Origin of the sequence: Pseudomonas sp. HAR-UPW-AIA-41, assembly GCF_002304225.1 — a bacterium.
GTDB lineage: Bacteria > Pseudomonadota > Gammaproteobacteria > Pseudomonadales > Pseudomonadaceae > Aquipseudomonas.
Window position 1 is genome coordinate 591,119 of the sequence record NZ_NSLB01000002.1, and the last position, 23,221, is coordinate 614,339.

Sequence of the window (23,221 nt, forward strand, 5' to 3'; positions counted from 1 at the left end):
CAGGGATAGCAGCCTCAGCAGATCAGCACATCCGGCCCCTGCAGCGGTACCTCGCCGGGCAGCGGCGAGGCGCTGTTGTAGCTGACGATCAGTTGCCGGGCCCGATCGGCCTCGGCATCGTCCACCAGCAGCCCGAGCAGACCGCCCACCGGCAGTTCGCCGACCGCACCGAGCAGATCACGCCCGACCAGATGCACCTCGACGCCCTCACTGCCCAGCATGGCGCACAGCAGCTCGGCCTCCAGCAGATCCTGCGGCTCGTAAATGCGCTGCATCAGTCATCCTCCCGGCGTACCTGCAGCTGCCAGCTCTGGCCGTCAGTCCACAGCTGGAACAGAATCGGCCGGCAGCACACCGGACAGTCCTCGTAGTAGCACTGTTCACCGGCGGACAGATCCAGCAGCGCCTCGACCTGCTCACCGCAATAGGGACACTGATAGCACTCAGTTTCCAGCATCATAGCCTCCGAGAATCCCCCGCCACCGCGACAAAACGCCAACCGATTCAGGTGTGACTTGCGCCTATAATCGGCGGTCAACTGATGTACCCGGCAGCCCCAAGGGGCGCCCTTCTTCCGGCATAACATGAGATCCCGATGGTCGATTTCGAATCCATCCGTCCTTACCGCGATGACGAAGTAGCCGCCGTACTGGCCCGCCTGCTGGCTGACCCAGCCTTTCTGCAGACCTTGCTGCGCTTTCGCTTCCCGCGCCTGGCCGGCCCGCTGGGCTGGCTGCTGAAACCTGTTATAGCCCATCGGCTGCGCCGAGAAGTCGCCGGCATCAACAGTGTCGATGACCTGCAGAGCAAACTGGAGCCCTATGTCGACCGCGTGATCGAGCGCGCCAGCGACGGCATCAGCTACTCCGGTCTGGAACAGCTGCAGAGTGGCCGCCCCTACCTGTACATCGCCAATCACCGCGACATCGTGATGGACCCGGCCTTCGTCAACTATGCGCTGTACCATGCCGGCCAGCCGACGCCGCGCATCGCCATCGGTGACAACCTGCTGCAGAAGCCCTTCGTCGGCGACCTGATGCGCCTCAACAAGAGCTTCATCGTGCAGCGTTCGGTCAGCGGAAGGCGCGAGAAACTGGCCGCTTATCAACTGCTATCGGCCTACATCAACCACTCGATCCGCAACGAGCAGCAGTCCGTGTGGATTGCCCAGGCCGAAGGCCGGGCCAAGGACGGCGACGACCGCACCGACTCGGCCATCCTCAAGATGTTCCACATGGCCAACAAGGAGCAGCCATTCGAGCAGGCTCTGGCCGAGCTGCACCTGATTCCGGTATCGATCAGCTACGAATACGACCCCTGCGATCTGGCCAAGGCCCGCGAGCTGCGCATTCGCGCCGAGACGGGTGACTACCAGAAGGCCGAAGGCGAGGACGACCTCAGCATCGCCCTGGGCATCACCGGTCACAAAGGCCGCGTGCACGTGAGCTTCGGCAGTGAAATCCGCCAGCCCAGCGCCGATGCCAAGCAACTGGCACTCGCGGTGGATGCACAGATTCTCGCCAGCTACCGGCTGTTCCCGGTGCACTACCTGGCCTATGCCCAGTGGGCGGAACGCGACAGCTCACTGGCGGTGCCCCGTGCCGAGGATTTGTTCAACGCTGCGGAGCTGACCACAGCGCAGCAGCAGTGGCAGCAACGCCTGCAGGCCTGCCCGCCGGAAGATCAGCCCTATCTGATCGGCCAGTACGCCAGACCGGTAGCCAATCACTACCGGCTGCTTCAGGCCTGATGGCCAACCGGCCGCCTGAAACAGGCCGGCCTGAAATGCAAAACGGCGAACCTGGGTTCGCCGTTTTTGCTTACCGAGCTTTAGCTCAGAGAAGAGTGCTGTACCAGGACAGGCACAGCGCGCCGCTCAGCGCCACCAGGCCGAACCGGTTGAAGAAACGGTTGAGCCGCAGCGTCGCGTCGTCCAGTTCGCCATCGTCCTCAATGTCTTCGAGGGCACCGGCGGCACTCAGGCGGGCCTGCGCGCGCTGCTCGCGCATCCGGGTAGCCAGTAGCAACCAGCTGCCGGCAATGGCAAAGAACAGGGCCAGACTGTTGAGTGCCTGCGCCGGATGGGCCAGACAGCTCAGATACAACGCCTGCAGCGACATCACAACCTCCACCGGGGCGTTACGCACCCAACCGTCACGACTGCATCACCGGCATCACCCGGCGACCTCTCAATGGCGGCGCAGTCTACCGATTCGCGTACAGGTTGTATGGCCATTCCGACGAACGCACGGCCTTCAGCGCAGCTCGCTGAAGGCGATCTTGACCCCGAGCAGCAACAGCACACCGCCCATCAACCGGTCGAACCAGTGCCCCAGCCTTGCAAAACCACGGCGCACGCGGTCATGACTGAACAGCAGGGCCACCAGGGTGAACCACAGCGCCGTGGCCACGGCCAGATACAGTCCATATCCTGCCTGTACCGTCAGCGGCGTGTGCGGATTGATCACCACGGTAAACAGCGAGAGGAAGAACAGCGTGGCCTTGGGATTCAGGCCATTGGTAACAAAACCGGAGACGAAGGCCGCCCGCGCCGTACGCAGCACGCCATCGGCCTCAGGCAGCGCCAATTCGGGCGCTGGCCTCGCGCGCAAGGCGCGGATGCCGATGTACACCAGATACGCCGCCGCCAGGTACTTGAGCAGGTTGAACAGCAGCACCGACTGCGATACCAGCAGACCTATGCCCAGCAGCGAGTAGGCCACGTGCAGGAGAATCCCCGTGCCCACGCCCCAGGCCGTGAACAACCCGGCGCGCCGGCCATGGGCGACACTTTCCTTGAGCACCACGGCAAAATCCGGCCCCGGACTGGCCACCGCCAGCAGGTGAATCAGGGCCACCGTCAGAAATTCCGTCCAGTACATACCACCTCCGCCAGACTTCGGGACTCACTACACAGGACTTTGTTAGGCTCGCCACCTTACCCTCTGCGGGCGTCCCACAACAGGTACAGCTACCCATGAACAGTCGTCATGCCGTCTTTCTCGACTGCGCTTCTCTCGATCTGGGGGATCTCGATCTGACCCCACTGCAGCAGGCCTTCACCGGCCTGACCCCGCACGACGCCAGCCATGCCGGACAGGTAGTCGAACGCCTGCAGGGCGCACAGGTGGCCATCAGCAACAAAGTGCCGCTGACTGCCGAAACCCTGGCGGCTCTGCCGGACCTCAAACTAATTCTGGTGGCCGCCACCGGCACCAACAATGTCGACCTGCACGCCGCACAGCGCCTCGGCATTACCGTGTGCAACAGCCAGGGCTACGGCACGCCCTCGGTCGCCCAGCACACGCTGATGCTCATGCTGGCTCTGGCCACCCGGCTGCCCGATTATCACCACGCGGTGCAGGCCGGGCGCTGGCAGCAGGCCAGCCAGTTCTGCCTGCTGGACTTCCCCATCAGCGAACTCAGCGGCAAGACTCTCGGCATTCTCGGCGCCGGCGAGCTGGGCAGCGCCGTGGCGCGGCTGGCCGAAGCCTTCGGCATGCGCGTGCTGCTGGGCCAGCTACCCGGGCGGCCGCCGCGGTCCGATCGATTGCCGCTGAGCGAGCTACTGCCGCAGCTGGACGTGCTGTCCCTGCATTGCCCGCTGACACCGGCCACCGCGCAACTGATCAACCGTCAGCACCTCGACCTGCTGCCGCCGCATGCATGGCTGATCAACACTGCCCGAGGCGCCCTGCTCGACGAACAGGCCGTGGCCGATGCCCTGCGCGAAGGACGACTGGGCGCGGCCGCGCTGGATGTGCTGAGCGTCGAGCCGCCCACGACCGACAACCCACTGCTGGCCGGAGACATTCCGAATCTGCTGATTACCCCGCACTCGGCCTGGGGCAGCCGCGAAGCCCGGCAGCGCATCGTCGGGCAACTGGCCGAAAACGCCACCGCTTTCTTCGCCGGGCAGCCCCGGCGGGTGGTCACGCCGGGCTGATCCGGTTAGCCTTGTCGCCTTTTTCAGGAGCGCCCATGGATCCGCGAAGCGAAGTGTTGCTGCGTCAGGCCGAACTGTTTCAGGGCCCGGTTCTGCTCGCTGGTTTGCCGGCCGATGATCTGCTCGGCAAGTTGCCCGCCGCCCATGGCTGGAGCTGGCATGCCGGCGAGCAGGCCGGGCTTGAACAGCGCTTTGCCGGGCGCAGCGAGTTTGGCACCACAGCGCCGGCCAGTTCCTTTGCCAGCGCCGTGCTGTTCCTGCCGAAATCCCGCGAGCTGACCGACTACCTGCTCGACAGCCTAGCCGCGCGCCTGCCCGGCGCCCTGCTTTATCTGGTCGGTGAAAAACGTGCCGGCATCGAGCGGGCCGCCAAGCAGCTGCAGCGTTTCGGTAAGCCACGCAAGCTCGACAGTGCCCGCCACTGCCAGCTCTGGCAGGTACAGGTCGACAACGCGCCCGCCGTACCACAACTGGAACAACTGGCCGAGCGCATCAGCCTGCCGCTGAGTGACGGCCCACTGGAAGTGATCACCCTGCCCGGCGTGTTCAGCCATGGTCGCCTGGATCGCGGCACCGCTCTGCTGCTGGAGCATCTGAACAACCTGCCAACAGGCCATCTGCTGGATTTCGGCAGCGGTGCCGGCATCCTCGGCAGCGTGCTCAAGCGGCGCTACCCGCAGAGCCAGCTGACCCTGCTGGATGTCGACGCCTTCGCTCTGGCAGCCAGCCGCCTGACCCTGGCTGCCAACGGTCTGGAGGCGGAAGTACTGGCCAGCGATGGTATTCACGGCGCGCCCGGCGGGCTCAGCGCCATCATCACCAACCCGCCGTTCCACAGCGGCGTGCACACCAGCTATGCCGCCAGTGAAACCCTGCTGCGCGAGGCCGCCCGCCACCTGCTGCCGGGCGGTGAACTGCGTATCGTAGCCAACAGTTTCCTGCGCTACCCGCCGCTGATCGAAGAACACCTGGGCACCTGCCAGACTCTGGCCGAAGCCGAGGGTTTTCGCATCTACCGTGCCCGCAAAGGCTGAGTGGCTTGCCATAAAGAACAGGCAAAGGCACAATGCGCGCGTCCTAGGGGAGTAGTCTCCCGTGAGCGCCCGCTCACCCGGCACGCGTCAACACACTTGCTCCACAGAGCATGGCGCCTGCGACCTCCGGCCTGATCCAGGCCTGTGGTTTGACAAGACCTATGACACGCACACCTCACCCGGGGCGGGAAGGTAGTACGTGTCATAGCCAGTCGTCGAACCCGCCCCTGAGGAATCCCCGATGCTCGAATCCTTCGCCGTTTCCACCGGTATCGTTGCGCTCGCCGAAATCGGCGACAAGACGCAATTGCTCGCACTGGTCCTGGCTGCCCGCTTCCGCCGCCCCTGGCCGATCATCTGGGGCATCGTCATCGCCACCCTGGCCAACCACTTCGCTGCCGGCGCCGTCGGCCACTGGGTCGCCGGTCTGTTCAGCCAGACCACCCTCAGCTGGATTCTCGCCGCCAGCTTTGCCGCCGTAGCGGTCTGGACCCTTATCCCGGACAAGCTCGACGATGATGAGGAGTCCAAGCTCAAGCGCTACGGCCCGTTCGTCACCACCCTGATTGCCTTCTTCCTTGCCGAGATGGGCGACAAGACGCAAATCGCCACGGTCATGCTGGCCGCGCAATACCAGCAACTGGCGATGGTAGTCGCAGGCACCACGCTGGGCATGCTGATCGCCAACGTGCCGGTGGTACTGGCCGGACACTTCGCCGCTGATCGTCTGCCCATGACCCTGATCCACCGCCTGGCCGCCCTGTGCTTTGCCGGTCTGGCGGTCTATGCCGCCTGCCAGGCGATGGGCATTGTCGCGCTGTGATGTGAAGCACCCGGGCAAAACCTTTGCCCGGGTGCACTGCTCCCCACAAGGACTGCTAAGATCTGAGGTTCAGTATTAATTCGCCTCAGCAAGGAGCTGCAAATGTCACTGGATGACATGAAACGCACCGTACGCCAGCATATCGACCTGTCATGGAACAAGGGCCGCCTAGCCCTGGCCGAACGCCTGCACAGCAAGGATTTCCTCTACAAAAGCTCGTTCATGGGCCGTCCGCTGAACGGCAGCGACTACTGCGCCATGGTCGAGGAAATCCGCAGCGCCATGCCCGACCTGGAAGTTGTGGTTGAGGAGTGTCTGGCCGAAGGCAACAAGGTGGTCACCTGGAGCACCCTGATCGGCACCCTGGAAAAACCGGCGCTGGGCTACCCGGCCAGTGACCGGGTGCTGAGCATCTCGGCCATGGCCTTCTGGACGCTCAATTCGGTGGGCGAAATACAGGAAATCTGCACCATGTTTGATATGGAAAGCTTCCGCAGCCAGCTGGGACTGGAAACCCGCCCCTTCGCCGAGAAAGCCCTGCCTTGAGGAAGCGCCCGGCAGCCTGAGCTGCCGGGCCACTCTCAGCGACGCGCCTGCTGATACAGCGGCATCACCTTTGGAATAGCCGCCTGCAGGGCACTGATACGCGAGCTGGATGACGGGTGCGTGCTCATGAACTCGGGCGGCGCCCCCGCGTTGGCTTGCGCCATCTTCTGCCACAGACTGATCGCCGCGTTCGGGTCGTAGCCGGCGCGTGCTGCCAGTTCGAGGCCGATCAGGTCGGCCTCGTTCTCATTGCCGCGACTGTTGGGCAGGGTCATCAGGTACTCGACCCCGACGTTGGCCACCTGCATGGCATCGCCAAAACCGAGAGCGCCGCCCAGTTGGGTGGCCATCTGCACACCATAAGCCTTGGACATCGCTTCGCGGCCGTGCTCACGCAAGGCGTGGGCAATCTCGTGCCCCATCACGGCAGCGATTTCATCGTCACTCAGCCTCAGTTTGTCGATCAGGCCGCTGTAGAAAATGATCTTGCCGCCTGGGCCACAGTTGGCGTTCAACTCCGGGCTGTCGACCAGATTGACTTCCCACTGCCACTGCGCGGCATCGGCCCGAAACACCGGTGCCTGAGCAATCAGGCGCTGGGCAATCGCATTCAGGCGCCGGCTGTCGGCCGTGCCACGTTCCAGCACGCCCTCGCTGGCGGCCTTCTGCACCGTCTGCCGGTACGCCTGGGCATACTGCTGGTTGACCTGCTCGGTCGACACCATGCTGAACATGTACTGCTTGCGGTCGACACCCACCGCGCCACCCTGGGTGGTATTCACCGCCTGACAGGCGCTAAGGGTGACCAGAGACGCCACCAGAGCCATACGCCACACACCACTCATTGCATCACTCCTTGGCCACATGAGGCCAGCAATCCTAGGCAAGCGCGCAAACCCCATCAAGCTGAGCTTGCGTGTCGCACGATCTGCATCTTTGCTAAGTAAGAGATTAAGGAAATTGCCATCCTGGCCGACATCACGGAAACAGGCCTACCTGCGACTTGCGGAGTCACCATGAAGTTCCGATCGATTCAGTTTTCCGTAGCCGTTCTTGCTGGCGCCAGCATCCTAGCGGTGGTCATCGCCCTGGTGCTGTACTCGCTGATGTCCACTAGCCGTACCCAGGCATTGGTGCAGGAGCGTACTGGCACACTGCTTGACCACCTGATCAAGGAACGTCTGATAACTCTCGCTGAAGGGCAGGTAGGGCGCTTGCAGCGTGAGTTCGAGTACCCCATGGCCATGTCCAAAGCTCTCGCCAATACCAACGCAATGCTCGGTCAGGGACTTAGCATGAGTCGCGAAGAGCTCTCAGCCCTCACAGGTGATTACCTGCGCCAGAACCCGAAGCTCATCGACTTCTATATTGGCTGGGAACCTAATGCCTTCGATCAGGATGATGACCTCTACAAAAACCAGAAAGAAAACGGCTATGACGAGACTGGCCGGTTTATGCCTTGGTGGTATCGCGATGGTAATGCCATAAAGCTTGAACCCTTGCAGGCCTCTCAGCTTGAAAGCCAGAAGTTGCTGCCTACTGGCATTCGTGAAGGCGAGTATTACCTCTGCCCTCGAGAAACCAAGCAGCCCTGCATGACCGATCCTGGCTCTTATGACTACGGTGGCAAGAAAGTACTGGTAGCCTCCTTCAACGCCCCTGTTCTGGTGAATGGCGAGTTCAAAGGCAGCGTAGGCAATAGCCTGGCCCTGGGTTTCATTCAGGAGTTTCTCATCAACGCCAACAAGAGCCTCTATGATGGGGCCGGCGACATGATGCTGATCTCCGCCAAGCAGCGACTGGTCGCCTACACAAAAGACAGCAAGATGCTCGGCGAACCCGCAGACCGGGTACTGGACACCAACGAAAAGGCCAACCTTGGAAAGCTCAACGGCACAGAGCCATTGATTGATACAGACGAGCAGGCTGGCCACATAGAGCTTTACCTGCCTTTTGACGTCGCCGGTAGTAGTACTCGCTGGGTATTGCTGTTGCGCCTGCCGGTTGCCGCCGTGATGGCAGATCTCCAACAACTGCAGAGTGAACTGGCCAGCCAAAGCCGTGACAGTACTCTAGGCATGATGCTGGTCGGGCTCACCATTGCAGCCATCGGTCTGCTGATTATCTGGCTCGTGGGTTATGGCATCGCCAAGCCGCTCAAGGAAATGGTCCATATGCTGGATGACATTGCCAAGGGCGAGGGTGACCTCACGCATAGGCTGGAGGTGTCCCGCGCCGACGAGCTGGGCTCAATTGCCAGCGGCTTCAACACCTTCCTCGGCAAGCTACAGACCATGATCAGCCAGGTAGTGGCCTCCGTACAGAAGGTCAGTGACTCTTCGGAAAATACTGCCGATATCGCCATTCGCACCAATCAGGGTGTTCAGCGCCAGCTCTCGGAAATCGAACAAGTGGCCACGGCCGTGCAGGAAATGTCGGCCACAGCCCAGGAAGTATCGCGCAGCGCCACCCATGCAGCCGATGCCGCCAACAACGCCGATGCCGCCGCCAACCATGGTAAGCAGGTGGTGCACAGCACGGCAGCCTCCATTGCCGGCCTGGCCAGCGAAATTGGCCGTGCGGTGGGTGTGGTGCAGAACCTGGCCAAGGACAGTGAAAACATCAACGCCATTCTTGTCGCCATTCGCGGTATTGCCGAGCAAACCAACCTGCTGGCGCTAAACGCCGCCATCGAGGCGGCCCGCGCAGGCGAACAGGGCCGCGGCTTTGCCGTGGTGGCCGACGAGGTGCGCAACCTGGCGCAAAAGACCCAGCAGGCCACCGAAGAAATCCAGACCATGATCCAGCAACTGCAACACGGCACCCGCGAAGTGGTGAAGGTGATGCAGGAAAGCCAGGAGAAGACCGACGACAGCGTGCAGCATGCGCGTCAGGCGGCCGAGGCTCTGGAGACCATCACGCAAGCCGTATCGGTAATCAGCGAGATGAACACCCATATCGCCACCGCCGCCGAAGAGCAAAGTGCGGTAGCCGAGGACATCAACCGCAACGTCACCAATATCGGCATGGTGGCTCAGGAAGTGGCCGGCGGCGCCGACGAGGCCAGCGCCGCCAGCTCGGAACTGACCAAGCTGGCCGAACAGCAGCGCCGACTGATCAATCAGTTCAAGGTCTGAAACACGCAAATGCAAAAAGGCCCCGCAAGGGGCCTTTTTGTTGCGCTGAAAAACTATAAATCAGGCTGATGCTGCAAGATGGTGGAAGCTGAAATAGAAGCGCAACGCATCGACCAATTCTACGAACTCCACTGGCGGCGCGACCAGGGCAAAGCCCGAGTCATAACTGCCGGGAGTGACATCCTCACGGGACCATTGGCAGGTGGCAGCAAAGTCGATGACATGCACACCATCCGTACCCGGAATCTTCAGACGCATTTCAAAACGTGCGCCAACCAACATCGGCAACTGGCTAATCAACATGAGGCCATCCAATGAGATATTACCGATATAGCCCATTGGCTTATCGGTAATACGGTTGAAGACCTTCAGGTAATACGGCAGCTGATGGCGCTCAATGCGACGCTGGCTTTTCATAGCAACCTGACAAGAAGTGTGAACTCTCAGTATGGCTGGCAATTAGCCAGCAGCCAAACTTATGGACAAGCGGCAGCCACTTGGCCGCGTAGCTGGTCGCGCGTGGCTACAACCTCAGCATCGCTAACGTACTCCGTGCTGCCATCCACGCCACGGCGATAGAAGCGCCCGCCCTCCTCCAATTGCGCAAGACGCTTGCGCAGGTGCGAGCATTGCTGTTCCTGCTCAGCACGCAACTTCGCGCTTTTTTCAGCAGCCTGCTGCTGTTCGGCACGGCGCGCAGAGTGCAATTTTTCCAAGCGTTCTTCGCGGGCCCGGGTAGCCGCATCGCGCTCCACTACTTGAGGACGAACCTCGACCTGCTCAGCACTTGGCGCCTGAGGTTTTTCCGAGAAATGCACCTGACCGTGCTCGTCGGTCCAGCGGTAGATCTGCGCGGACGCCAGCGCCGGCAGCATGAGAAGAAACAATAGAGTGCGCATAAGACCTCCTGTCAGGTCTTCAGCCTAACCCGCCACGACTCGCATGGTCATCGCGAATCAAACCACTAGAGACCGATCGCTACAGGCTTAGCCGCAGGTTCGCGCAGATGACCCAGTTGCTCCAACGTATCCAGACGGGCCTGCGCACGGAAGGCATACTCGCTGCGCGGATAGTTCTGCAGCACGAAGCGGTAGGTCTGCGCGGCATCGACATAAAGCTTGTCACGCTCCAGACACTGGCCACGCAACAGGGAAATCTCCGGCTGCAAGTATGGTCTGGAACGGATGTTGCGCTCCGCCTGCGATAACTCAAGCAGCGCCCGGCCACACTCACCCTTCTCATAAGCCTTGTAAGCACTATCAAGGTGGTAATCGGCGGTAATGCGGCTGCATCCTGCCAGCAGCGTCAGGCTAAGAATCAGTGAAATCATGCGCATGGGAAAATCCTCCGAATAATCCTGTATCGACTCCAGTGCACAAAGCTGAAGTAGGGCTGCACTCACCTTAAAAGCCGGGCACAATCGACTCCCCGCCCCAACGAGCATCGCCATGACCAGCGCCCGCCAACAGCGTGCCGACCAGCGCCGCCAGGATATCCTCGCCGCCGCTCTGGAGGTGTTTGCCACGAAGGGCTATCACGCCGCCGGTATCGCTGACATCGCCCAGCTTTTGGGCATTGGTCATGGCACCTGCTACCGCTACTTTGCCAGCAAGCGGGCAATCTTCGATGCACTGATTGCCGAAACCACGGCTCAACTGGCTGATGTAATGCGTGGTGAGCCACCAACCACAGACAGCCTGGCTGCCTACCGAGAGCAACTTTTCCGTATTGCTGGCGGCATGTTCAGCCTGTTCGCCGCTGACCCCAGGCGTGGACGCATACTTCTGTTCGAAACGCCTGCAGTAGACCCCGAGCTGCAGCAGCGCTTTCATGTAGCCATGGGCAGCCTCGCACGTCTGACACGCGCCTACCTGGACAATGGACAAGCCAAGGGTTTCCTGCGGGAAAACGACAGCGAGATTGCCGCCCGCGCCATCAATGCAGTGATACTCGAAGGCATCCGAGAGATCTGTTTCAGTGAAGATCCAAACGCCATGGCCCGACGCTGGATCGAGCAGGGCGTACCACTGATGCTACTGGGCCTAGCCCGCTAATCAATTCCTACTCACCAGCAACTGCCCAACTTTGGCTCTGCAAGCAAAAACGGAATGACATGTCATTCTTTTAATGCCACGTCAGGTGGCACCCATTACTTACTGCGGAGAACAACAATAATGGTGCAAGTCGATGTGTTCTGGGGTTACGCCTGGGGAGCCAGCCTGGCCGTGGCCTGCGGGCGCCAACTGGCCCGCCGTGAAAATCCCCTGGACAGCCAGTTCTGGGCCTCAACCCTGATTTTCCTCAGCCTGTTTTGGGCACCCACAGGGCTACTGCTGCTATTGCGACATCCCAGCTGGGAGACAATGCAAGCTGCTCAAGACCTTTCAGACATCCCTATCTGGCTGATCCTGGCCTTCGGCATCACTAACATTACGCAGGGCATGCTGGGTTTCTGGGTCGGTCTGAAACTGATCAAGCAAGGCGGCGAACTGGCCGCCCAGCTGAACTGGATCGCAGGCTATTTCGGCATGTTCTTTATTCTGCTCTATGGCTGGGACGGCCTGGGTTACGACCGATTCCTCTACGATCGCGACCTACTCGCTGGCAGTCCAGCCTGGACGCCCGGTGCGGCGACGGACAACGGCACACTGGCCGCCATCACGCATTTCGCCCTGAACTTCAGCACGACCGAGAACAGCGCCAGTGTGATCACCACCCTGCTGACGGATGGCCTCTGGCTTATCCCTCCCTTCATCTGGCTGTTCGTCCGCTGGCTGCAGGGCGATGCCCGTGCACAAGGTCTCACAGCACCCGGCCTGGGCAAGATCATCAGCAGTTATCTGGCTGGTGTCTTCGTCATCGGCCTAGGCGGCGCCGCGCTCTGCGCCATCGCCGTAGCTACCTGGGCCGAACTACTCGGCGCCGGTGCGGTGATCTGGCATGAAGGTTTCTACGCGCCGCAAAACCTGGGCCTGCATCTACTTGCCTACCCACTGGGGCTGGCCTGCGGTCTGACTGTCTGTGCCTGGCTTCTGCGTCCCGGCAAGCCGCTGCACGCCATCCTGCGACCGCTAATGCTTTCCCAGTCGACCTCGGCCACATACCTGCAGGGGGCCCAGCCAACCTAGGTTGGGATCGATTCACCGGGCGGACCGCAAGGTTCGCCCGACTGCTAGACTCGGGCGGCCGATTACCTGCCCCGGAGCTTCCATGCGCAACGCCTGCCTCTGTCTGCTGGCCCTGACCCTGCTCGCCGGCTGCTCGCCAACCACCCCGCTGTTCATTGCTCAGGTCGCCACGCACGAAGTGGTGGACTACAAGACCATGAAGAACAACCGCATGGTCGCCGCCATCGAGGACGAAGGCGATCTGCTGACCTTCAGCGCCATGGCCATCCGCGATGCCCACAGCGAACAGGCAGAAGAGACCTACCTGGCCGGCTATCACGACAGCAAGCTGAGCAACGAAGTGCGGGCAATTGCCCTGTACCAGATTGGCCTGATTTATATGAGCCGCTACAACGATCAGCGCAACGACACCAAGGCGCTGAACTACCTCTATCAGGTGCTCAACGAATTCCCCCAGACCCAGGCCGCCACACGCGCCGAAGCGCGCATCATCATGCTGCGCAAGCGAGCAGAAGAACCGGTGCAGAAGAACTCCCGCGAACTGCTGGCGAACTGGAAGCCACAACAGACTCTCGACCTGTACAAGCCCAGCCTTGATCCGGACATGACCCTGCTGTCGCGCCGTGCCGTACTCAAGGACCGAGTCGGTGAAGCCGAGCAGCTGTACATGCTGGCCGTGGCCGATCCGGGCGTACCGAAGGACATCAAGGAAAAAGCGCTGTACCAGCTCGGTCTGATGTACCTGGCACCGGACAATCCGCAACGCAACCGCGACAAGGGCATCGGCTACCTGCGGCGCCTGCTGGTGCAGTTCCCCGACAGCGATCTGGCCGGCAAGGCCTCACGCCACCTCAATGCCGGGCTCAACAGCCAGTAACCGCAGCCCGCTGCGCCGCGCTATGCTGAGCGGCGCAGCCTTCTCCTGACCCGGATCAACACGCCGGTGTGCCTGCGGGCTGCACTCTTGGCAAAGGATCAAGGAGAACGCCCCCATGCAACTGCGCCAGCTACTGGTCGTCATCACCCCGCACCGCGAAGAACAACCTGCCTTGCTGCGCGCCCGCTGGCTGGCCCAGCAAACCGGCGCAGCCATCGAGCTACTGCTGGCCGAGCATCACCCGGGGTTCGAGCAGACACTGCTGCTGGCGCCGGAAATAGCCCTGCAGGCACGCGACACGTATCTCAAGCAGTTGCAGGAACGCCTGGAGCAGTTGGCCGCGCCACTGCGCGATGAAGGCCTGAACGTCAGTTGCTGCCTGCGCTGGGGGCAAACCCTGGTCAGCCATGTGCTGGAGCGGGTCGAGCAGCTGCAGCCCGATCTGGTACTCAAATCGGCACGCCATCATGGCCTGCTCAGCCGTCTCCTGCTGGGCAACTCCAGCTGGCAGTTGCTGCGCCACTGCCCGGTACCGGTTTGGCTGGTTCAGCGCGAAGGCCAGCAGCCCAAACGCCTGTGTGCCGCCCTCGACCCCACCCACAGCGCCGACAAGCCCGCCGCGCTGGAGCATGAACTGATCCTGGCCAGTCGCGAGCTGAGCGAAAAACTCGGCCTCGAAGCCAGCTACGTGCATTGTTTCGCCCCGCTGCCGCACAGCCTAATGTTCGACGCCGAGCTGGTGATCGACTACCCCGGCTATGTCGCGCAGACCGAAAAGGCCCACCGCGAAGCACTCATCAACCTGTGCAGCCACTACAACCTGGCACCGGCCAGCACCCACCTGCTCAGCGGCTTTGCCGAGCAGGTGATTCCCGAATTCGTCAGCACCCAGCACATCGATCTGCTGGTGATGGGTGCAGTCTCGCGCAGCCAGCTCGACAGCGCCCTAATCGGCCACACCGCCGAACGCGTGCTGGAAGCCGTGGATTGCGATCTGCTGGTGATGAAACCACCGGCCTTTGCCGAGGTTTGAGCAGGTAGTGAAGGCCGTGCATGACTACAGCCAAAGCCCGTAGTAGCCTCTCGCATCCTTCAAGATCGGGAAGCCCAAGCATGTCGTTCCGCCGTACCAAGATCGTCGCCACCCTCGGCCCAGCCAGCAGTTCACCGGAGGTCCTCGAGCAGCTGATTCTCGCCGGCATCGACGTGGCCCGTCTTAACTTCTCCCACGGCTCAGCGGAAGACCACAAGGCCCGCGCCCAACTGGTGCGCGATCTGGCCGCCAAGCACGGTCGTCATGTGGCCCTGCTCGGCGACCTGCAGGGGCCGAAGATCCGCATCGCCAAGTTCGAAGGCAAGCGCATCGAGCTGAAGGAAGGCGACCTGTTCCGCCTGTCCTCCAGCCACTCGCGCACCGCCGGCAATCAGCAGGTGGTCGGCATCGACTACCCGGCACTGATCCAGGACTGCAATGTCGGCGACGAGCTACTGCTGGACGACGGCCGCGTGGTCATGCAGGTTGAGCTCAAGGGTGCCGATGAACTGCACTGCCGCGTGACCATCGGCGGCCCGCTGTCCGACAACAAGGGCATCAACCGTCGTGGTGGAGGCCTGACCGCACCGGCCCTGACCGAAAAAGACATGGCTGACATCAAGCTGGCCGCCGAGATGGAGCTGGACTACCTGGCCGTGTCCTTCCCGCGCGATGCCGCCGACATGCAGCTGGCCCGCCGCCTGCGCGATGAAGCCGGCAGCAGCGCCTGGCTGGTGGCGAAGATCGAGCGCGCCGAAGCGGTGGCCGACGACGCCACCTTGGACGGCCTGATCCGCGCCAGCGATGCCGTCATGGTGGCCCGTGGCGATCTAGGCGTGGAGGTCGGCGATGCCGAGCTGGTCGGCATCCAGAAAAAAATCATCGCTCACGCCCGCCGTCTGAACAAAGCGGTGATTACCGCCACGCAGATGATGGAATCGATGATCCACAGCCCGATGCCGACCCGCGCCGAAGTCTCCGACGTGGCCAACGCCGCGCTGGACTACACCGACGCGGTGATGCTCTCGGCCGAAAGTGCCGCCGGCGAGTACCCGGTGGAAGCCGTACAGGCCATGGCCCGTGTCTGCCTGGGCGCTGAAAAGCACCCGATCAGCCAGAAATCCAGCCACCGCATTGGCCGGACCTTCGAGCGCTGTGACGAGAGCGTGGCCCTGGCCACCATGTACACCGCCAACCATTTCCCGGGCGTGAAAGCGATCATCAGCCTGACCGAAAGCGGCTACAGCCCGCTGATCATGTCGCGCATCCGTTCGTCGATTCCGATCTACGCCTTCACCCCGCACCGCGAGGCACAAGCCCGCGTGGCGCTGTTCCGCGGCGTCTACACCGTGCCATTCGACCCTGCCACCCTTCCGGCAGATAAGGTCAGCCAAGCGGCGGTGGACGAGCTGCTAAAGCGTGGCGTGGTCGAGCCGGGTGACTGGGTGATCCTGACCAAGGGAGACAGCTACCACGGCACCGGTGGCACCAACACCATGAAGATCCTGCACGTCGGCGATCCAATGGTCTAAGTAAAACTGCCTCTAAAACCCGCCAACTGGCGGGTTTTTTATGCGATTGGAATACATGAAGCGACCGCCAGTCGGTGAAATGCACTGGCAGATCCAGTCGCGCTATGGTTACCGCAGGAGAGATCAGGACATCGCGGAGACGAACCCGCCCGGAAGCACATGGCCTATTGACGCATGTGAGCGCACAGCCCATGAGCGAACATCGACAATTTCTCGCCCTGCGCGCATATGTGGATCTGCTCCTGCAGAACGGCGCTTACATCATGACTCGGGACCCGCTGCTGATCCGCTATGGCGAGCGCACCCTGCGTTACTCTTGTGGCATGCTGCTGTGTGACGATGAGGTTGAGGTTGTTGAACTGGCCTGAACTCTCATGCCTTCTGACGGCGCGCCCTGAAGAAGTCGCTGAGCAGACTGCTACAGACCTCTGCCAGTACGCCCCCCTCAATCAGCACACGATGATTGAGGAAGTCCTGCTGGAAAAACTGCCCACGGCTGACCGCGACCCCGGCCTTGGGCTCAGTCGTTCCAAAGACAACCCGGGCGATGCGCGAATGCACGATCAGCCCGGCGCACATGCTGCAGGGCTCCAGGGTCACGTACAGGGTGCTGCCTGGCAGGCGGTAATTGTCGAGTTTGGCTGCGGCCGCGCGGATGGCGACCATCTCGGCGTGGGCGCTGGGGTCGCTGGTCGAGATAGGGCAGTTGAAGCCGCTGCCAACCACCTCCCCCTCATGAACCACCACCGCACCCACCGGCACCTCGCCACGCAGCGCGCCCAGCTTGGCCTGCTCCAGCGCCAGCTGCATGAAGTGCTCGTCGCGCGAGCGGTCGATGATCATGGGTTTACGCATTACACCACCGCAATGGCGGCCATGAGGCCGGTTTCCATGTGATCGATCACATGGCAGTGGAACATCCACACCCCCGGATTATCGGCGACAAAAGCGATGCGCGCCGTCTCGTTCTTGCCCAGCAGGTAGGTGTCGGTGAAGTACGGCTCGATCGAGCGTCGGTCGGAATCCAGCACCTTGAAGGTCATGCCGTGCAGGTGGATCGGATGCTGGTACTGGGTCAGGTTGCGCAGCTCGAAGATGTAGTGCCCACCGAGCTTCAGCGTGGCAATGGGCCTGTCGGCACAGCCCTTGTCCTGAATGTCCCAGGCCTGGCCATTGATCTGCCAGAGTTTGTAAGCGGCGCCCTGCTCGATGTTCTCCGAGAGCATCGCCGCCCACTCGAAATTGAACTTCAGCGTCTGCGCACTTTCGAGGTCCGGCTCGGCAACTGGGTTGGCCGGCAGCGCGGCGGGCCAGTCAGCGCCAGCAGACGACGAGGCATCGCCAACCAGGGTCGCCAGACGCAGCGGCCCATTGCGCAGGGACAGCTCATGGCCTGCGGCCGGCACGCGAAGCGCCAGATCAATACGCATGCCTGGCCCCAGCCAGTACTCCTTGCCCAGCGGGCGCGGCGGGATGGGGTTGCCGTCCAGCGCATAGATGCGCACTTCGGCACCCGGCAGGTTCAGACGGTAGGTGATGGTGCTGTCCAGATTGAGCAGACGCAGACGCACAATCTGACCGGCCGGCAGGGCGATTCGCGGATTGTGCTGGCCATTGATGCTCGACAGGCGCCCCGGCGTGCCGCCACGGGCCGCTTCGCGCGGCACGCTGAACGGGGTAAAGGCCCCCTCCCCGTCCACCGCCCAGGTTTTCAGGCACAGCGTACGCTCGTGGGAAAAGCCACTGGCCTCAGCCTCCTCGACGATCAGCGGGCCAACCAGCCCGCGACCGAGCTGTTCTGCGCTGGCGGTATGCGGGTGATACCAGTAGCTGCCGGCGTCCGGGCAGATGAAGTTGTAATCGAAGAACTCGCCCGGCAATACCGGCGCCTGCGATACATAGGGCACGCCATCCATCTCGATGGGCAGGCGGATACCATGCCAGTGAATGGTGGTGGGCACGTCCAGCCTGTTGATGAAGCGCACGCGCAGGCGCTCGCCCTGGCGACAGCGCAATTCAAGGCCCGGCACCTGACCGCCATAGGCCCAGGCCGTAGTCCTGTGCCCCGGCACCAGCTCGACATCCAGCGGCGCCGCGATCAGCTCATAGTCATGGCTGGCCACATTCTCCGGGCGGCCCAGCCAGTAGCGCACGCCACCGGCGCCGAGGCCAACCACACCGAGCCCGGCCAGACCGGCCAGTATCTGCCTGCGGGTAAATGCCATCCTCATCCCCAACGACACAGTATTTGCGACATCTTCTCATTATCAAGGCAAGGCGACGAGTCGCAGATTGCCGCAGGCGCATACGACAAGGGCAGCTTGCGCTGCCCTTGTGGCGGTTCAACCGTTAAGCGGGATTACTCCCACTCGATGGTCGCCGGCGGCTTGCTCGACACGTCGTAGGTGACGCGGGAGATGCCTTCGATCTCGTTGATGATGCGGTTGGACACCTTCTCCAGCAGCTCGTAGGGCAGGTGCGCCCAGCGTGCGGTCATGAAGTCGATGGTTTCCACGGCGCGCAGGGCGACGACCCAGGCGTAGCGACGGCCGTCGCCGACCACGCCAACCGATTTCACCGGCTGGAACACCACGAAAGCCTGGCTGGTCTTGTGGTACCAGTCGAAGTTGCGCAGCTCTTCGATGAAGATGTGGTCGGCCAGACGCAGCAGGTCGGCGTATTCCTTCTTCACTTCGCCGAGGATGCGCACGCCCAGGCCAGGGCCCGGGAACGGGTGGCGGTAGACCATGTCGTAGGGCAGACCCAGCTCCAGACCGATCTTGCGCACCTCGTCCTTGAACAGCTCGCGCAGCGGCTCGACCAGGGAGAACTGCATGTCCTCCGGCAGACCACCGACGTTGTGGTGGGACTTGATCACGTGGGCCTTGCCGGTCTTGGCGCCGGCCGACTCGATCACATCCGGGTAGATGGTGCCCTGGGCGAGGAACTTCACGTCCTTGAGTTTGGTGGCCTCGTCATCGAACACCTCGATGAAGGTGCGACCAATGATCTTGCGCTTCTCTTCCGGATCGGCAACGCCGGCCAGACGACCGAGGAACAGCTCCTCGGCGTTGGCGCGGATCACCTTGACGCCCATGTTCTCGGCGAACATGGCCATCACCTGATCGCCTTCCTGATGGCGCAGCAGGCCGTTGTCGACGAACACGCAGGTCAGCTGGTCGCCAATGGCGCGGTGCAGCAGCGCCGCAACCACCGAGGAATCCACGCCGCCGGACAGGCCCAGCAGCACCTTGGAGTTGCCCACCTGGGCACGCACGGTGGCGATGGCGTCTTCGACGATGTTGGCCGGAGTCCACAGCGCTTCGCAGCCGCAAATATCCAGAATGAAACGGGAGAGGATGCGACCGCCCTGCTTGGTGTGGGTCACCTCAGGGTGGAACTGCACGCCGTAGTAGGCGCGGCTGTCATCAGCCATGGCGGCGATCGGGCAGCTCGGGGTGCTGGCAAGGATGTGGAAGCCGGCGGGCATGGCAGTGACCTTGTCGCCGTGGCTCATCCACACGTCCAGACCCAGCACGCCGTCGGCGTCCACATGGTCTTCGATGCCGTCGAGCAGGCGGGCCTTGCCGACCACATCGACGCGGGCATAACCGAACTCACGCAGGTTGGAACCTTCCACCTTGCCGCCCAGTTGCTCGGCCATGGTCTGCATGCCATAGCAGATACCGAACAGCGGGATGCCCAGATCGAACACCGCCTGCGGCGCGCGCGGGCTGCCGGCCTCATGCACCGACTCAGGGCCACCGGCGAGGATGATGCCGCGCGGGGCGAAGGCGCGAATGGCCGCATCGTCCATGTCGAACGGGTGGATCTCGCAATACACACCGATCTCGCGCACGCGGCGGGCGATCAGCTGGGTGTACTGGGAACCGAAATCCAGAATCAGGATGCGGTGGGCGTGAATGTCATGATGGGCCATGGCCGTCTCTCGTAGCGGAATTCACAAATGACACGGGGCTGATCAGTCAGCCCCGTGTCGAGTCAATGCAATGGACCTTAGCCCACGCGGTAGTTCGGGGCTTCCTTGGTGATCTGCACATCGTGCACGTGCGACTCGGCCATACCGGCGCCGGTGATGCGCACGAACTGCGGCTTGCTGCGCATCTCGTCAACGGTGGCGCAACCGGTGTAGCCCATGGAAGCACGCAGGCCACCCATCAGCTGGTGCACGATGGCGCTCATCGCGCCCTTGTACGGCACGCGGCCTTCGATGCCTTCCGGCACCAGCTTCTCGGCACCGGCCGAGGAGTCCTGGAAGTAACGGTCGGAAGAACCCTGAGCCTGAGCCATGGCGCCCAGCGAGCCCATGCCGCGGTAGGCCTTGTAGGAACGGCCCTGGAACAGCTCGACCTCACCCGGTGCTTCTTCGGTACCGGCCAGCATGGAGCCGATCATCACCGCGGAAGCGCCGGCAGCGATGGCCTTGGACAGGTCGCCGGAGAAACGGATGCCACCGTCGGCAATCAGCGGTACGCCGGTCCCTTCCAGCGCGGCAGCCACATTGGCCACGGCACTGATCTGCGGCACGCCGACGCCGGCAACGATACGGGTGGTGCAGATGGAGCCCGGGCCGATACCGACCTTCACGCCGTCTGCGCCGGCCTCAGCCAGAGCACGGGCCGCGTCGCCAGTGGCGATGTTGCCGCCGATGACCTGCACCTGCGGGAAGTTCTGCTTGACCCAGCGCACGCGGTCGATCACGCCCTTGGAGTGGCCGTGAGCGGTGTCAACGATGATCACGTCAACGCCGGCCGCTACCAGTGCGGCAACGCGGTCACCGGTATCGGCACCGGTACCGACGGCGGCGCCGACGCGCAGGCGGCCCTGCTCGTCCTTGCTGGCCAGCGGGTAGGCCTTGGCCTTCTCGATGTCGTTGACGGTCATCATGCCCTTGAGGGTGAAGGCGTCGTCGACGATCAGTACGCGCTCGATACGGTGCTTGTGCAGCAGGGCACGCACGGTGTCCTTGTCGGCGCCTTCGGCGACGGTGACCAGACGCTCTTTGGGCGTCATCACTTCGCGCACCTTGGCGTCCAGCCGGCTCTCGAAACGCACGTCACGGGAGGTGACGATGCCGACCAGGTCGCCATCGGACAGCACCGGTACACCGGAGATGTTGTTCTGGCGGGTCAGCTCGAACAGGTCGCGCACGGTGGCGTCGGCATCAATGGTGATCGGGTCGGTGACCACACCGGCCTCGAACTTCTTGACCTTGCGCACCTCGGCAGCCTGCTGCTCGATGGTCATGTTCTTGTGGATGATGCCGATGCCGCCTTCCTGGGCCATGGCAATGGCCAGACGGGCTTCGGTAACGGTATCCATGGCGGCAGAGAGCAGCGGAATGTTGAGCTCGATGCCACGGGTCAGACGGGTTTTCAGGCTGACGTCTTTCGGCAGGACCTCGGAATAACCGGGGATCAGGAGAACATCGTCGAAGGTCAGTGCTTCTTGGCTGATACGCAGCATGGCGGGGCTCCCAAGCGGGAAAAATAAGAAGCGCGGCATTATACCCAGCGCCCCGCCTTCGCTCAATGGCAACACGCCAGCGGTTGCCGATGTTTATCCGTTGCTAGCAATCCACCGTCACCAGACGCACCGGATAGCCCAGGCGCCGGGCGAACTCGGCCAGCAGGGCCGGGCTGAAACATTTGGCCGGCCAGTTGTTGAAGATAAAGGCCAGATTGGAAAAGCCGCAGGGCTGGAGAAAGAGGAAGCCGTTGATATCGTCCTCGAAGCCGCACTCCGGACAGACAAAGGTATCGGTCTGCTGCGGCATCCACTCCTCCAGGCTGTCGAACAGGGCCTCACCAATCTCCTGGCGGCACTGCGGACACCCGGCCTCTTCGAGAAACGCCCGCGTGGGCGTGTAGATACAGCGCTTGGTAACAACCTCAAGACCGTTGCACGGGTGGCCGTACGGCAGGCGCTCTGCATGCGGCAGCTGCCGGGCACCTTCTGCGATGGCATAGGCCATGCGGTTACCCAGACGCCCGCAGGTAGTCAGTTCCGCTGCCACCAGCTGGCGTTTGTGCAACCAGCGCAGCACCTGGCGCGCCTTGCCTTCGGCATCCGGGAAGGTGGAAATCTGCGGAACGATGATGCTCTGCTGCTCGCTCATGGCCGTCATGCTGCAAAAAGAATGACGTCAGTTTAATCGCCCGGCAGCGCAGCGTCAGTCGCGGCTTTGGCCGCGCCGGGCAAACCGCTATGATGCCGGCATGATCAAAGACCCCTTCCAGCGCCTCAACCTCGACCGCGACGTGCTCAGCGTCAGCCAGCTCAACGGGCGCGCACGCCTGCTGCTGGAAGACGTGTTCGCCCAGGTCTGGGTCGAGGGCGAAATTTCCAATCTGGCCAAGCCCGCCTCCGGCCATCTGTACTTCACCCTCAAGGACAGCCAGGCGCAGGTGCGCTGCGCGCTGTTCCGGCAGAACGCCACGCGGGTGCGTCAGGCCCTGCGCGACGGCCTGGCGGTGAAGGTGCGTGGCAAGGTCTCGCTGTTCGAGGGGCGCGGCGACTACCAGCTGATTCTCGACATGGTGGAGCCGGCCGGCGATGGCGCCCTGCGCCTGGCCTTCGAGGCACTGAAGGAAAAGCTGGCCGGCGAAGGGCTGTTCAGCGCCGAGCAGAAGATTCCCCTGCCCGCCCACCCGCAACGCATCGGCATCATCAGCTCACCGACCGGCGCAGTGATCCGCGACATCATCAGCGTGTTCCGCCGCCGCGCGCCGCAGGTGGCGCTGACCCTGATCCCCACCGCCGTGCAGGGCCGCGAGGCCACCGCGCAGATTGTGCGCGCGCTTGAGCTGGCCGACCGCCAGGGCTTAGACGCCCTGATCCTGGCCCGCGGTGGCGGCTCGCTGGAAGACCTCTGGTGCTTCAACGAAGAATCCGTGGCCCGCGCCGTGGCGGCCTGCGTCACCCCCATCGTCAGCGCCGTGGGCCATGAGACGGACGTGTCGATCAGCGACTTTGTCGCCGACGTGCGTGCGCCCACGCCCTCGGCCGCCGCCGAGCTGCTGGCGCCGGACAGCTCCGACCTGCAGCGGCGCCTGGACAGCCTGCGCCGCCGGCTGATCCTGCGCATCCAGAACACGCTCGCCCACCAGCGCCTGCGCCTGGACGGTCTGACCCGCCGCCTGCG

At 62.8% G+C, this 23,221-nt stretch carries 26 protein-coding genes; 13 read left to right on the forward strand and 13 right to left on the reverse strand.

What is annotated here, in order from left to right; genetic code table 11:
- Positions 1 to 14: 14 nt before the first annotated feature.
- A complete protein-coding gene (locus CK486_RS07085; protein ID WP_095939626.1) occupies positions 15 to 275 on the reverse strand; it encodes a putative signal transducing protein in 261 nt (86 codons plus the stop codon).
- Complete coding sequence (locus tag CK486_RS07090) at positions 275 to 457, reverse strand: CPXCG motif-containing cysteine-rich protein (RefSeq protein WP_095939576.1); 183 nt, start codon at positions 455 to 457, stop codon at positions 275 to 277. Before CK486_RS07090 ends, CK486_RS07085 begins: the two co-directional genes overlap by 1 nt.
- 138 nt (positions 458 to 595) lie before the next feature.
- On the opposite strand from CK486_RS07090, the gene CK486_RS07095 reads away from it, so the two are divergent.
- The gene (locus CK486_RS07095; RefSeq protein WP_095939577.1) at positions 596 to 1,750 is read left to right on the forward strand and encodes a 1-acyl-sn-glycerol-3-phosphate acyltransferase; all 1,155 of its coding nucleotides are present in this window, start codon (positions 596 to 598) and stop codon (positions 1,748 to 1,750) included.
- 85 nt (positions 1,751 to 1,835) lie between these two features.
- Here the strand turns inward: CK486_RS07095 and CK486_RS07100 are convergent, their stop codons facing one another.
- Both CK486_RS07100 and CK486_RS07105 read right to left on the reverse strand, forming a co-directional pair.
- Entirely contained in the window at positions 1,836 to 2,120 is a 285-nt protein-coding gene (locus CK486_RS07100; protein WP_095939578.1) for a hypothetical protein, read from the reverse strand.
- A 135-nt stretch (positions 2,121 to 2,255) separates the two neighbouring features.
- Positions 2,256 to 2,882, reverse strand: coding sequence for a LysE family transporter (locus CK486_RS07105; protein ID WP_095939579.1), 627 nt, complete (start codon positions 2,880 to 2,882; stop codon positions 2,256 to 2,258).
- A 95-nt stretch (positions 2,883 to 2,977) separates the two neighbouring features.
- Here CK486_RS07105 and CK486_RS07110 point away from each other — a divergent pair, with 95 nt between their 5' ends.
- From CK486_RS07110 to CK486_RS07125, 4 genes are all read left to right on the forward strand, one after another.
- The gene (locus CK486_RS07110; RefSeq protein ID WP_095939580.1) at positions 2,978 to 3,946 is read left to right on the forward strand and encodes a 2-hydroxyacid dehydrogenase; all 969 of its coding nucleotides are present in this window, start codon (positions 2,978 to 2,980) and stop codon (positions 3,944 to 3,946) included.
- Positions 3,947 to 3,981: 35 nt separating this feature from the next.
- Complete coding sequence (locus CK486_RS07115) at positions 3,982 to 4,980, forward strand: class I SAM-dependent methyltransferase (protein ID WP_095939581.1); 999 nt, start codon at positions 3,982 to 3,984, stop codon at positions 4,978 to 4,980.
- A 241-nt stretch (positions 4,981 to 5,221) separates the two neighbouring features.
- The gene (locus tag CK486_RS07120; protein WP_095939582.1) at positions 5,222 to 5,803 is read left to right on the forward strand and encodes a TMEM165/GDT1 family protein; all 582 of its coding nucleotides are present in this window, start codon (positions 5,222 to 5,224) and stop codon (positions 5,801 to 5,803) included.
- 102 nt (positions 5,804 to 5,905) lie between these two features.
- Positions 5,906 to 6,349, forward strand: coding sequence for a ketosteroid isomerase-related protein (locus tag CK486_RS07125; protein WP_095939583.1), 444 nt, complete (start codon positions 5,906 to 5,908; stop codon positions 6,347 to 6,349).
- 35 nt (positions 6,350 to 6,384) lie between these two features.
- On the opposite strand, the gene CK486_RS07130 is transcribed toward CK486_RS07125, so the two are convergent.
- A complete protein-coding gene (locus CK486_RS07130) occupies positions 6,385 to 7,194 on the reverse strand; it encodes a M48 family metallopeptidase (RefSeq protein WP_095939584.1) in 810 nt (269 codons plus the stop codon).
- 171 nt (positions 7,195 to 7,365) lie between these two features.
- Here CK486_RS07130 and CK486_RS07135 point away from each other — a divergent pair, with 171 nt between their 5' ends.
- On the forward strand, positions 7,366 to 9,486 hold the full coding sequence (locus tag CK486_RS07135) for a methyl-accepting chemotaxis protein (RefSeq protein ID WP_095939585.1): 2,121 nt from the start codon (positions 7,366 to 7,368) through the stop codon (positions 9,484 to 9,486).
- A gap of 60 nt (positions 9,487 to 9,546) precedes the next feature.
- On the opposite strand, the gene CK486_RS07140 is transcribed toward CK486_RS07135, so the two are convergent.
- The 3 genes from CK486_RS07140 to CK486_RS07150 all read right to left on the reverse strand — a co-directional run bounded on the left by CK486_RS07140 (position 9,547) and on the right by CK486_RS07150 (position 10,822).
- The gene (locus tag CK486_RS07140; RefSeq protein ID WP_095939586.1) at positions 9,547 to 9,903 is read right to left on the reverse strand and encodes a PilZ domain-containing protein; all 357 of its coding nucleotides are present in this window, start codon (positions 9,901 to 9,903) and stop codon (positions 9,547 to 9,549) included.
- 59 nt (positions 9,904 to 9,962) lie between these two features.
- Positions 9,963 to 10,385 (reverse strand): DUF4124 domain-containing protein, encoded by a 423-nt coding sequence (locus CK486_RS07145; RefSeq protein WP_095939587.1) that lies wholly within the window; start codon positions 10,383 to 10,385, stop codon positions 9,963 to 9,965.
- A gap of 65 nt (positions 10,386 to 10,450) precedes the next feature.
- Positions 10,451 to 10,822 carry a tol-pal system YbgF family protein gene (locus CK486_RS07150; RefSeq protein WP_095939588.1) on the reverse strand — a complete coding sequence of 124 codons (372 nt, stop codon included), beginning with the start codon at positions 10,820 to 10,822 and terminating at the stop codon, positions 10,451 to 10,453.
- Positions 10,823 to 10,934: 112 nt separating this feature from the next.
- Here CK486_RS07150 and CK486_RS07155 point away from each other — a divergent pair, with 112 nt between their 5' ends.
- From CK486_RS07155 to CK486_RS18055, 6 genes are all read left to right on the forward strand, one after another.
- On the forward strand, positions 10,935 to 11,540 hold the full coding sequence (locus CK486_RS07155) for a TetR/AcrR family transcriptional regulator (RefSeq protein WP_095939589.1): 606 nt from the start codon (positions 10,935 to 10,937) through the stop codon (positions 11,538 to 11,540).
- 120 nt (positions 11,541 to 11,660) lie between these two features.
- A complete protein-coding gene (locus CK486_RS07160; protein ID WP_095939590.1) occupies positions 11,661 to 12,614 on the forward strand; it encodes a hypothetical protein in 954 nt (317 codons plus the stop codon).
- A gap of 82 nt (positions 12,615 to 12,696) precedes the next feature.
- Positions 12,697 to 13,491 (forward strand): tetratricopeptide repeat protein, encoded by a 795-nt coding sequence (locus CK486_RS07165; protein WP_095939591.1) that lies wholly within the window; start codon positions 12,697 to 12,699, stop codon positions 13,489 to 13,491.
- A 115-nt stretch (positions 13,492 to 13,606) separates the two neighbouring features.
- Entirely contained in the window at positions 13,607 to 14,524 is a 918-nt protein-coding gene (locus tag CK486_RS07170) for a universal stress protein (protein ID WP_095939592.1), read from the forward strand.
- Positions 14,525 to 14,604: 80 nt separating this feature from the next.
- On the forward strand, positions 14,605 to 16,056 hold the full coding sequence (gene pyk / locus CK486_RS07175; RefSeq protein ID WP_095939593.1) for a pyruvate kinase: 1,452 nt from the start codon (positions 14,605 to 14,607) through the stop codon (positions 16,054 to 16,056).
- Between the two features lie 191 nt (positions 16,057 to 16,247).
- Entirely contained in the window at positions 16,248 to 16,424 is a 177-nt protein-coding gene (locus CK486_RS18055; protein ID WP_176481661.1) for a hypothetical protein, read from the forward strand.
- Positions 16,425 to 16,428: 4 nt separating this feature from the next.
- Here the strand turns inward: CK486_RS18055 and tadA are convergent, their stop codons facing one another.
- From tadA to CK486_RS07200, 5 genes are all read right to left on the reverse strand, one after another.
- A complete protein-coding gene (gene tadA, locus CK486_RS07180; protein ID WP_095939594.1) occupies positions 16,429 to 16,911 on the reverse strand; it encodes a tRNA adenosine(34) deaminase TadA in 483 nt (160 codons plus the stop codon).
- A complete protein-coding gene (locus CK486_RS07185; protein WP_095939595.1) occupies positions 16,911 to 18,281 on the reverse strand; it encodes a multicopper oxidase family protein in 1,371 nt (456 codons plus the stop codon). Before CK486_RS07185 ends, tadA begins: the two co-directional genes overlap by 1 nt.
- A gap of 134 nt (positions 18,282 to 18,415) precedes the next feature.
- Positions 18,416 to 19,996, reverse strand: a complete 1,581-nt coding sequence (gene guaA / locus CK486_RS07190; RefSeq protein ID WP_095939596.1) for a glutamine-hydrolyzing GMP synthase — start codon at positions 19,994 to 19,996, stop codon at positions 18,416 to 18,418.
- A gap of 77 nt (positions 19,997 to 20,073) precedes the next feature.
- A complete protein-coding gene (gene guaB / locus CK486_RS07195; protein WP_095939597.1) occupies positions 20,074 to 21,543 on the reverse strand; it encodes an IMP dehydrogenase in 1,470 nt (489 codons plus the stop codon).
- Positions 21,544 to 21,646: 103 nt separating this feature from the next.
- Complete coding sequence (locus CK486_RS07200) at positions 21,647 to 22,195, reverse strand: sugar ABC transporter ATPase (RefSeq protein ID WP_095939598.1); 549 nt, start codon at positions 22,193 to 22,195, stop codon at positions 21,647 to 21,649.
- A 100-nt stretch (positions 22,196 to 22,295) separates the two neighbouring features.
- Here CK486_RS07200 and xseA point away from each other — a divergent pair.
- Positions 22,296 to 23,221 (forward strand): exodeoxyribonuclease VII large subunit (gene xseA, locus CK486_RS07205; RefSeq protein WP_095939599.1); only part of this gene is annotated, 926 nt, incomplete at its 3' end.

What these genes read in the sequence shown, in the direction of transcription:
- CK486_RS07085 (WP_095939626.1), bottom strand. Translation starts at nt 275, where the DNA reads ATGCAGCGCATTTACGAGCCGCAGGATCTGCTGGAGGCCGAGCTGCTG.
- CK486_RS07090 (WP_095939576.1), bottom strand. Translation starts at nt 457, where the DNA reads ATGCTGGAAACTGAGTGCTATCAGTGTCCCTATTGCGGTGAGCAGGTC.
- CK486_RS07095 (WP_095939577.1), top strand. Translation starts at nt 596, where the DNA reads ATGGTCGATTTCGAATCCATCCGTCCTTACCGCGATGACGAAGTAGCC.
- CK486_RS07100 (WP_095939578.1), bottom strand. Translation starts at nt 2,120, where the DNA reads ATGTCGCTGCAGGCGTTGTATCTGAGCTGTCTGGCCCATCCGGCGCAG.
- CK486_RS07105 (WP_095939579.1), bottom strand. Translation starts at nt 2,882, where the DNA reads ATGTACTGGACGGAATTTCTGACGGTGGCCCTGATTCACCTGCTGGCG.
- CK486_RS07110 (WP_095939580.1), top strand. Translation starts at nt 2,978, where the DNA reads ATGAACAGTCGTCATGCCGTCTTTCTCGACTGCGCTTCTCTCGATCTG.
- CK486_RS07115 (WP_095939581.1), top strand. Translation starts at nt 3,982, where the DNA reads ATGGATCCGCGAAGCGAAGTGTTGCTGCGTCAGGCCGAACTGTTTCAG.
- CK486_RS07120 (WP_095939582.1), top strand. Translation starts at nt 5,222, where the DNA reads ATGCTCGAATCCTTCGCCGTTTCCACCGGTATCGTTGCGCTCGCCGAA.
- CK486_RS07125 (WP_095939583.1), top strand. Translation starts at nt 5,906, where the DNA reads ATGTCACTGGATGACATGAAACGCACCGTACGCCAGCATATCGACCTG.
- CK486_RS07130 (WP_095939584.1), bottom strand. Translation starts at nt 7,194, where the DNA reads ATGAGTGGTGTGTGGCGTATGGCTCTGGTGGCGTCTCTGGTCACCCTT.
- CK486_RS07135 (WP_095939585.1), top strand. Translation starts at nt 7,366, where the DNA reads ATGAAGTTCCGATCGATTCAGTTTTCCGTAGCCGTTCTTGCTGGCGCC.
- CK486_RS07140 (WP_095939586.1), bottom strand. Translation starts at nt 9,903, where the DNA reads ATGAAAAGCCAGCGTCGCATTGAGCGCCATCAGCTGCCGTATTACCTG.
- CK486_RS07145 (WP_095939587.1), bottom strand. Translation starts at nt 10,385, where the DNA reads ATGCGCACTCTATTGTTTCTTCTCATGCTGCCGGCGCTGGCGTCCGCG.
- CK486_RS07150 (WP_095939588.1), bottom strand. Translation starts at nt 10,822, where the DNA reads ATGCGCATGATTTCACTGATTCTTAGCCTGACGCTGCTGGCAGGATGC.
- CK486_RS07155 (WP_095939589.1), top strand. Translation starts at nt 10,935, where the DNA reads ATGACCAGCGCCCGCCAACAGCGTGCCGACCAGCGCCGCCAGGATATC.
- CK486_RS07160 (WP_095939590.1), top strand. Translation starts at nt 11,661, where the DNA reads ATGGTGCAAGTCGATGTGTTCTGGGGTTACGCCTGGGGAGCCAGCCTG.
- CK486_RS07165 (WP_095939591.1), top strand. Translation starts at nt 12,697, where the DNA reads ATGCGCAACGCCTGCCTCTGTCTGCTGGCCCTGACCCTGCTCGCCGGC.
- CK486_RS07170 (WP_095939592.1), top strand. Translation starts at nt 13,607, where the DNA reads ATGCAACTGCGCCAGCTACTGGTCGTCATCACCCCGCACCGCGAAGAA.
- pyk (WP_095939593.1), top strand. Translation starts at nt 14,605, where the DNA reads ATGTCGTTCCGCCGTACCAAGATCGTCGCCACCCTCGGCCCAGCCAGC.
- CK486_RS18055 (WP_176481661.1), top strand. Translation starts at nt 16,248, where the DNA reads ATGAGCGAACATCGACAATTTCTCGCCCTGCGCGCATATGTGGATCTG.
- tadA (WP_095939594.1), bottom strand. Translation starts at nt 16,911, where the DNA reads ATGCGTAAACCCATGATCATCGACCGCTCGCGCGACGAGCACTTCATG.
- CK486_RS07185 (WP_095939595.1), bottom strand. Translation starts at nt 18,281, where the DNA reads ATGGCATTTACCCGCAGGCAGATACTGGCCGGTCTGGCCGGGCTCGGT.
- guaA (WP_095939596.1), bottom strand. Translation starts at nt 19,996, where the DNA reads ATGGCCCATCATGACATTCACGCCCACCGCATCCTGATTCTGGATTTC.
- guaB (WP_095939597.1), bottom strand. Translation starts at nt 21,543, where the DNA reads ATGCTGCGTATCAGCCAAGAAGCACTGACCTTCGACGATGTTCTCCTG.
- CK486_RS07200 (WP_095939598.1), bottom strand. Translation starts at nt 22,195, where the DNA reads ATGAGCGAGCAGCAGAGCATCATCGTTCCGCAGATTTCCACCTTCCCG.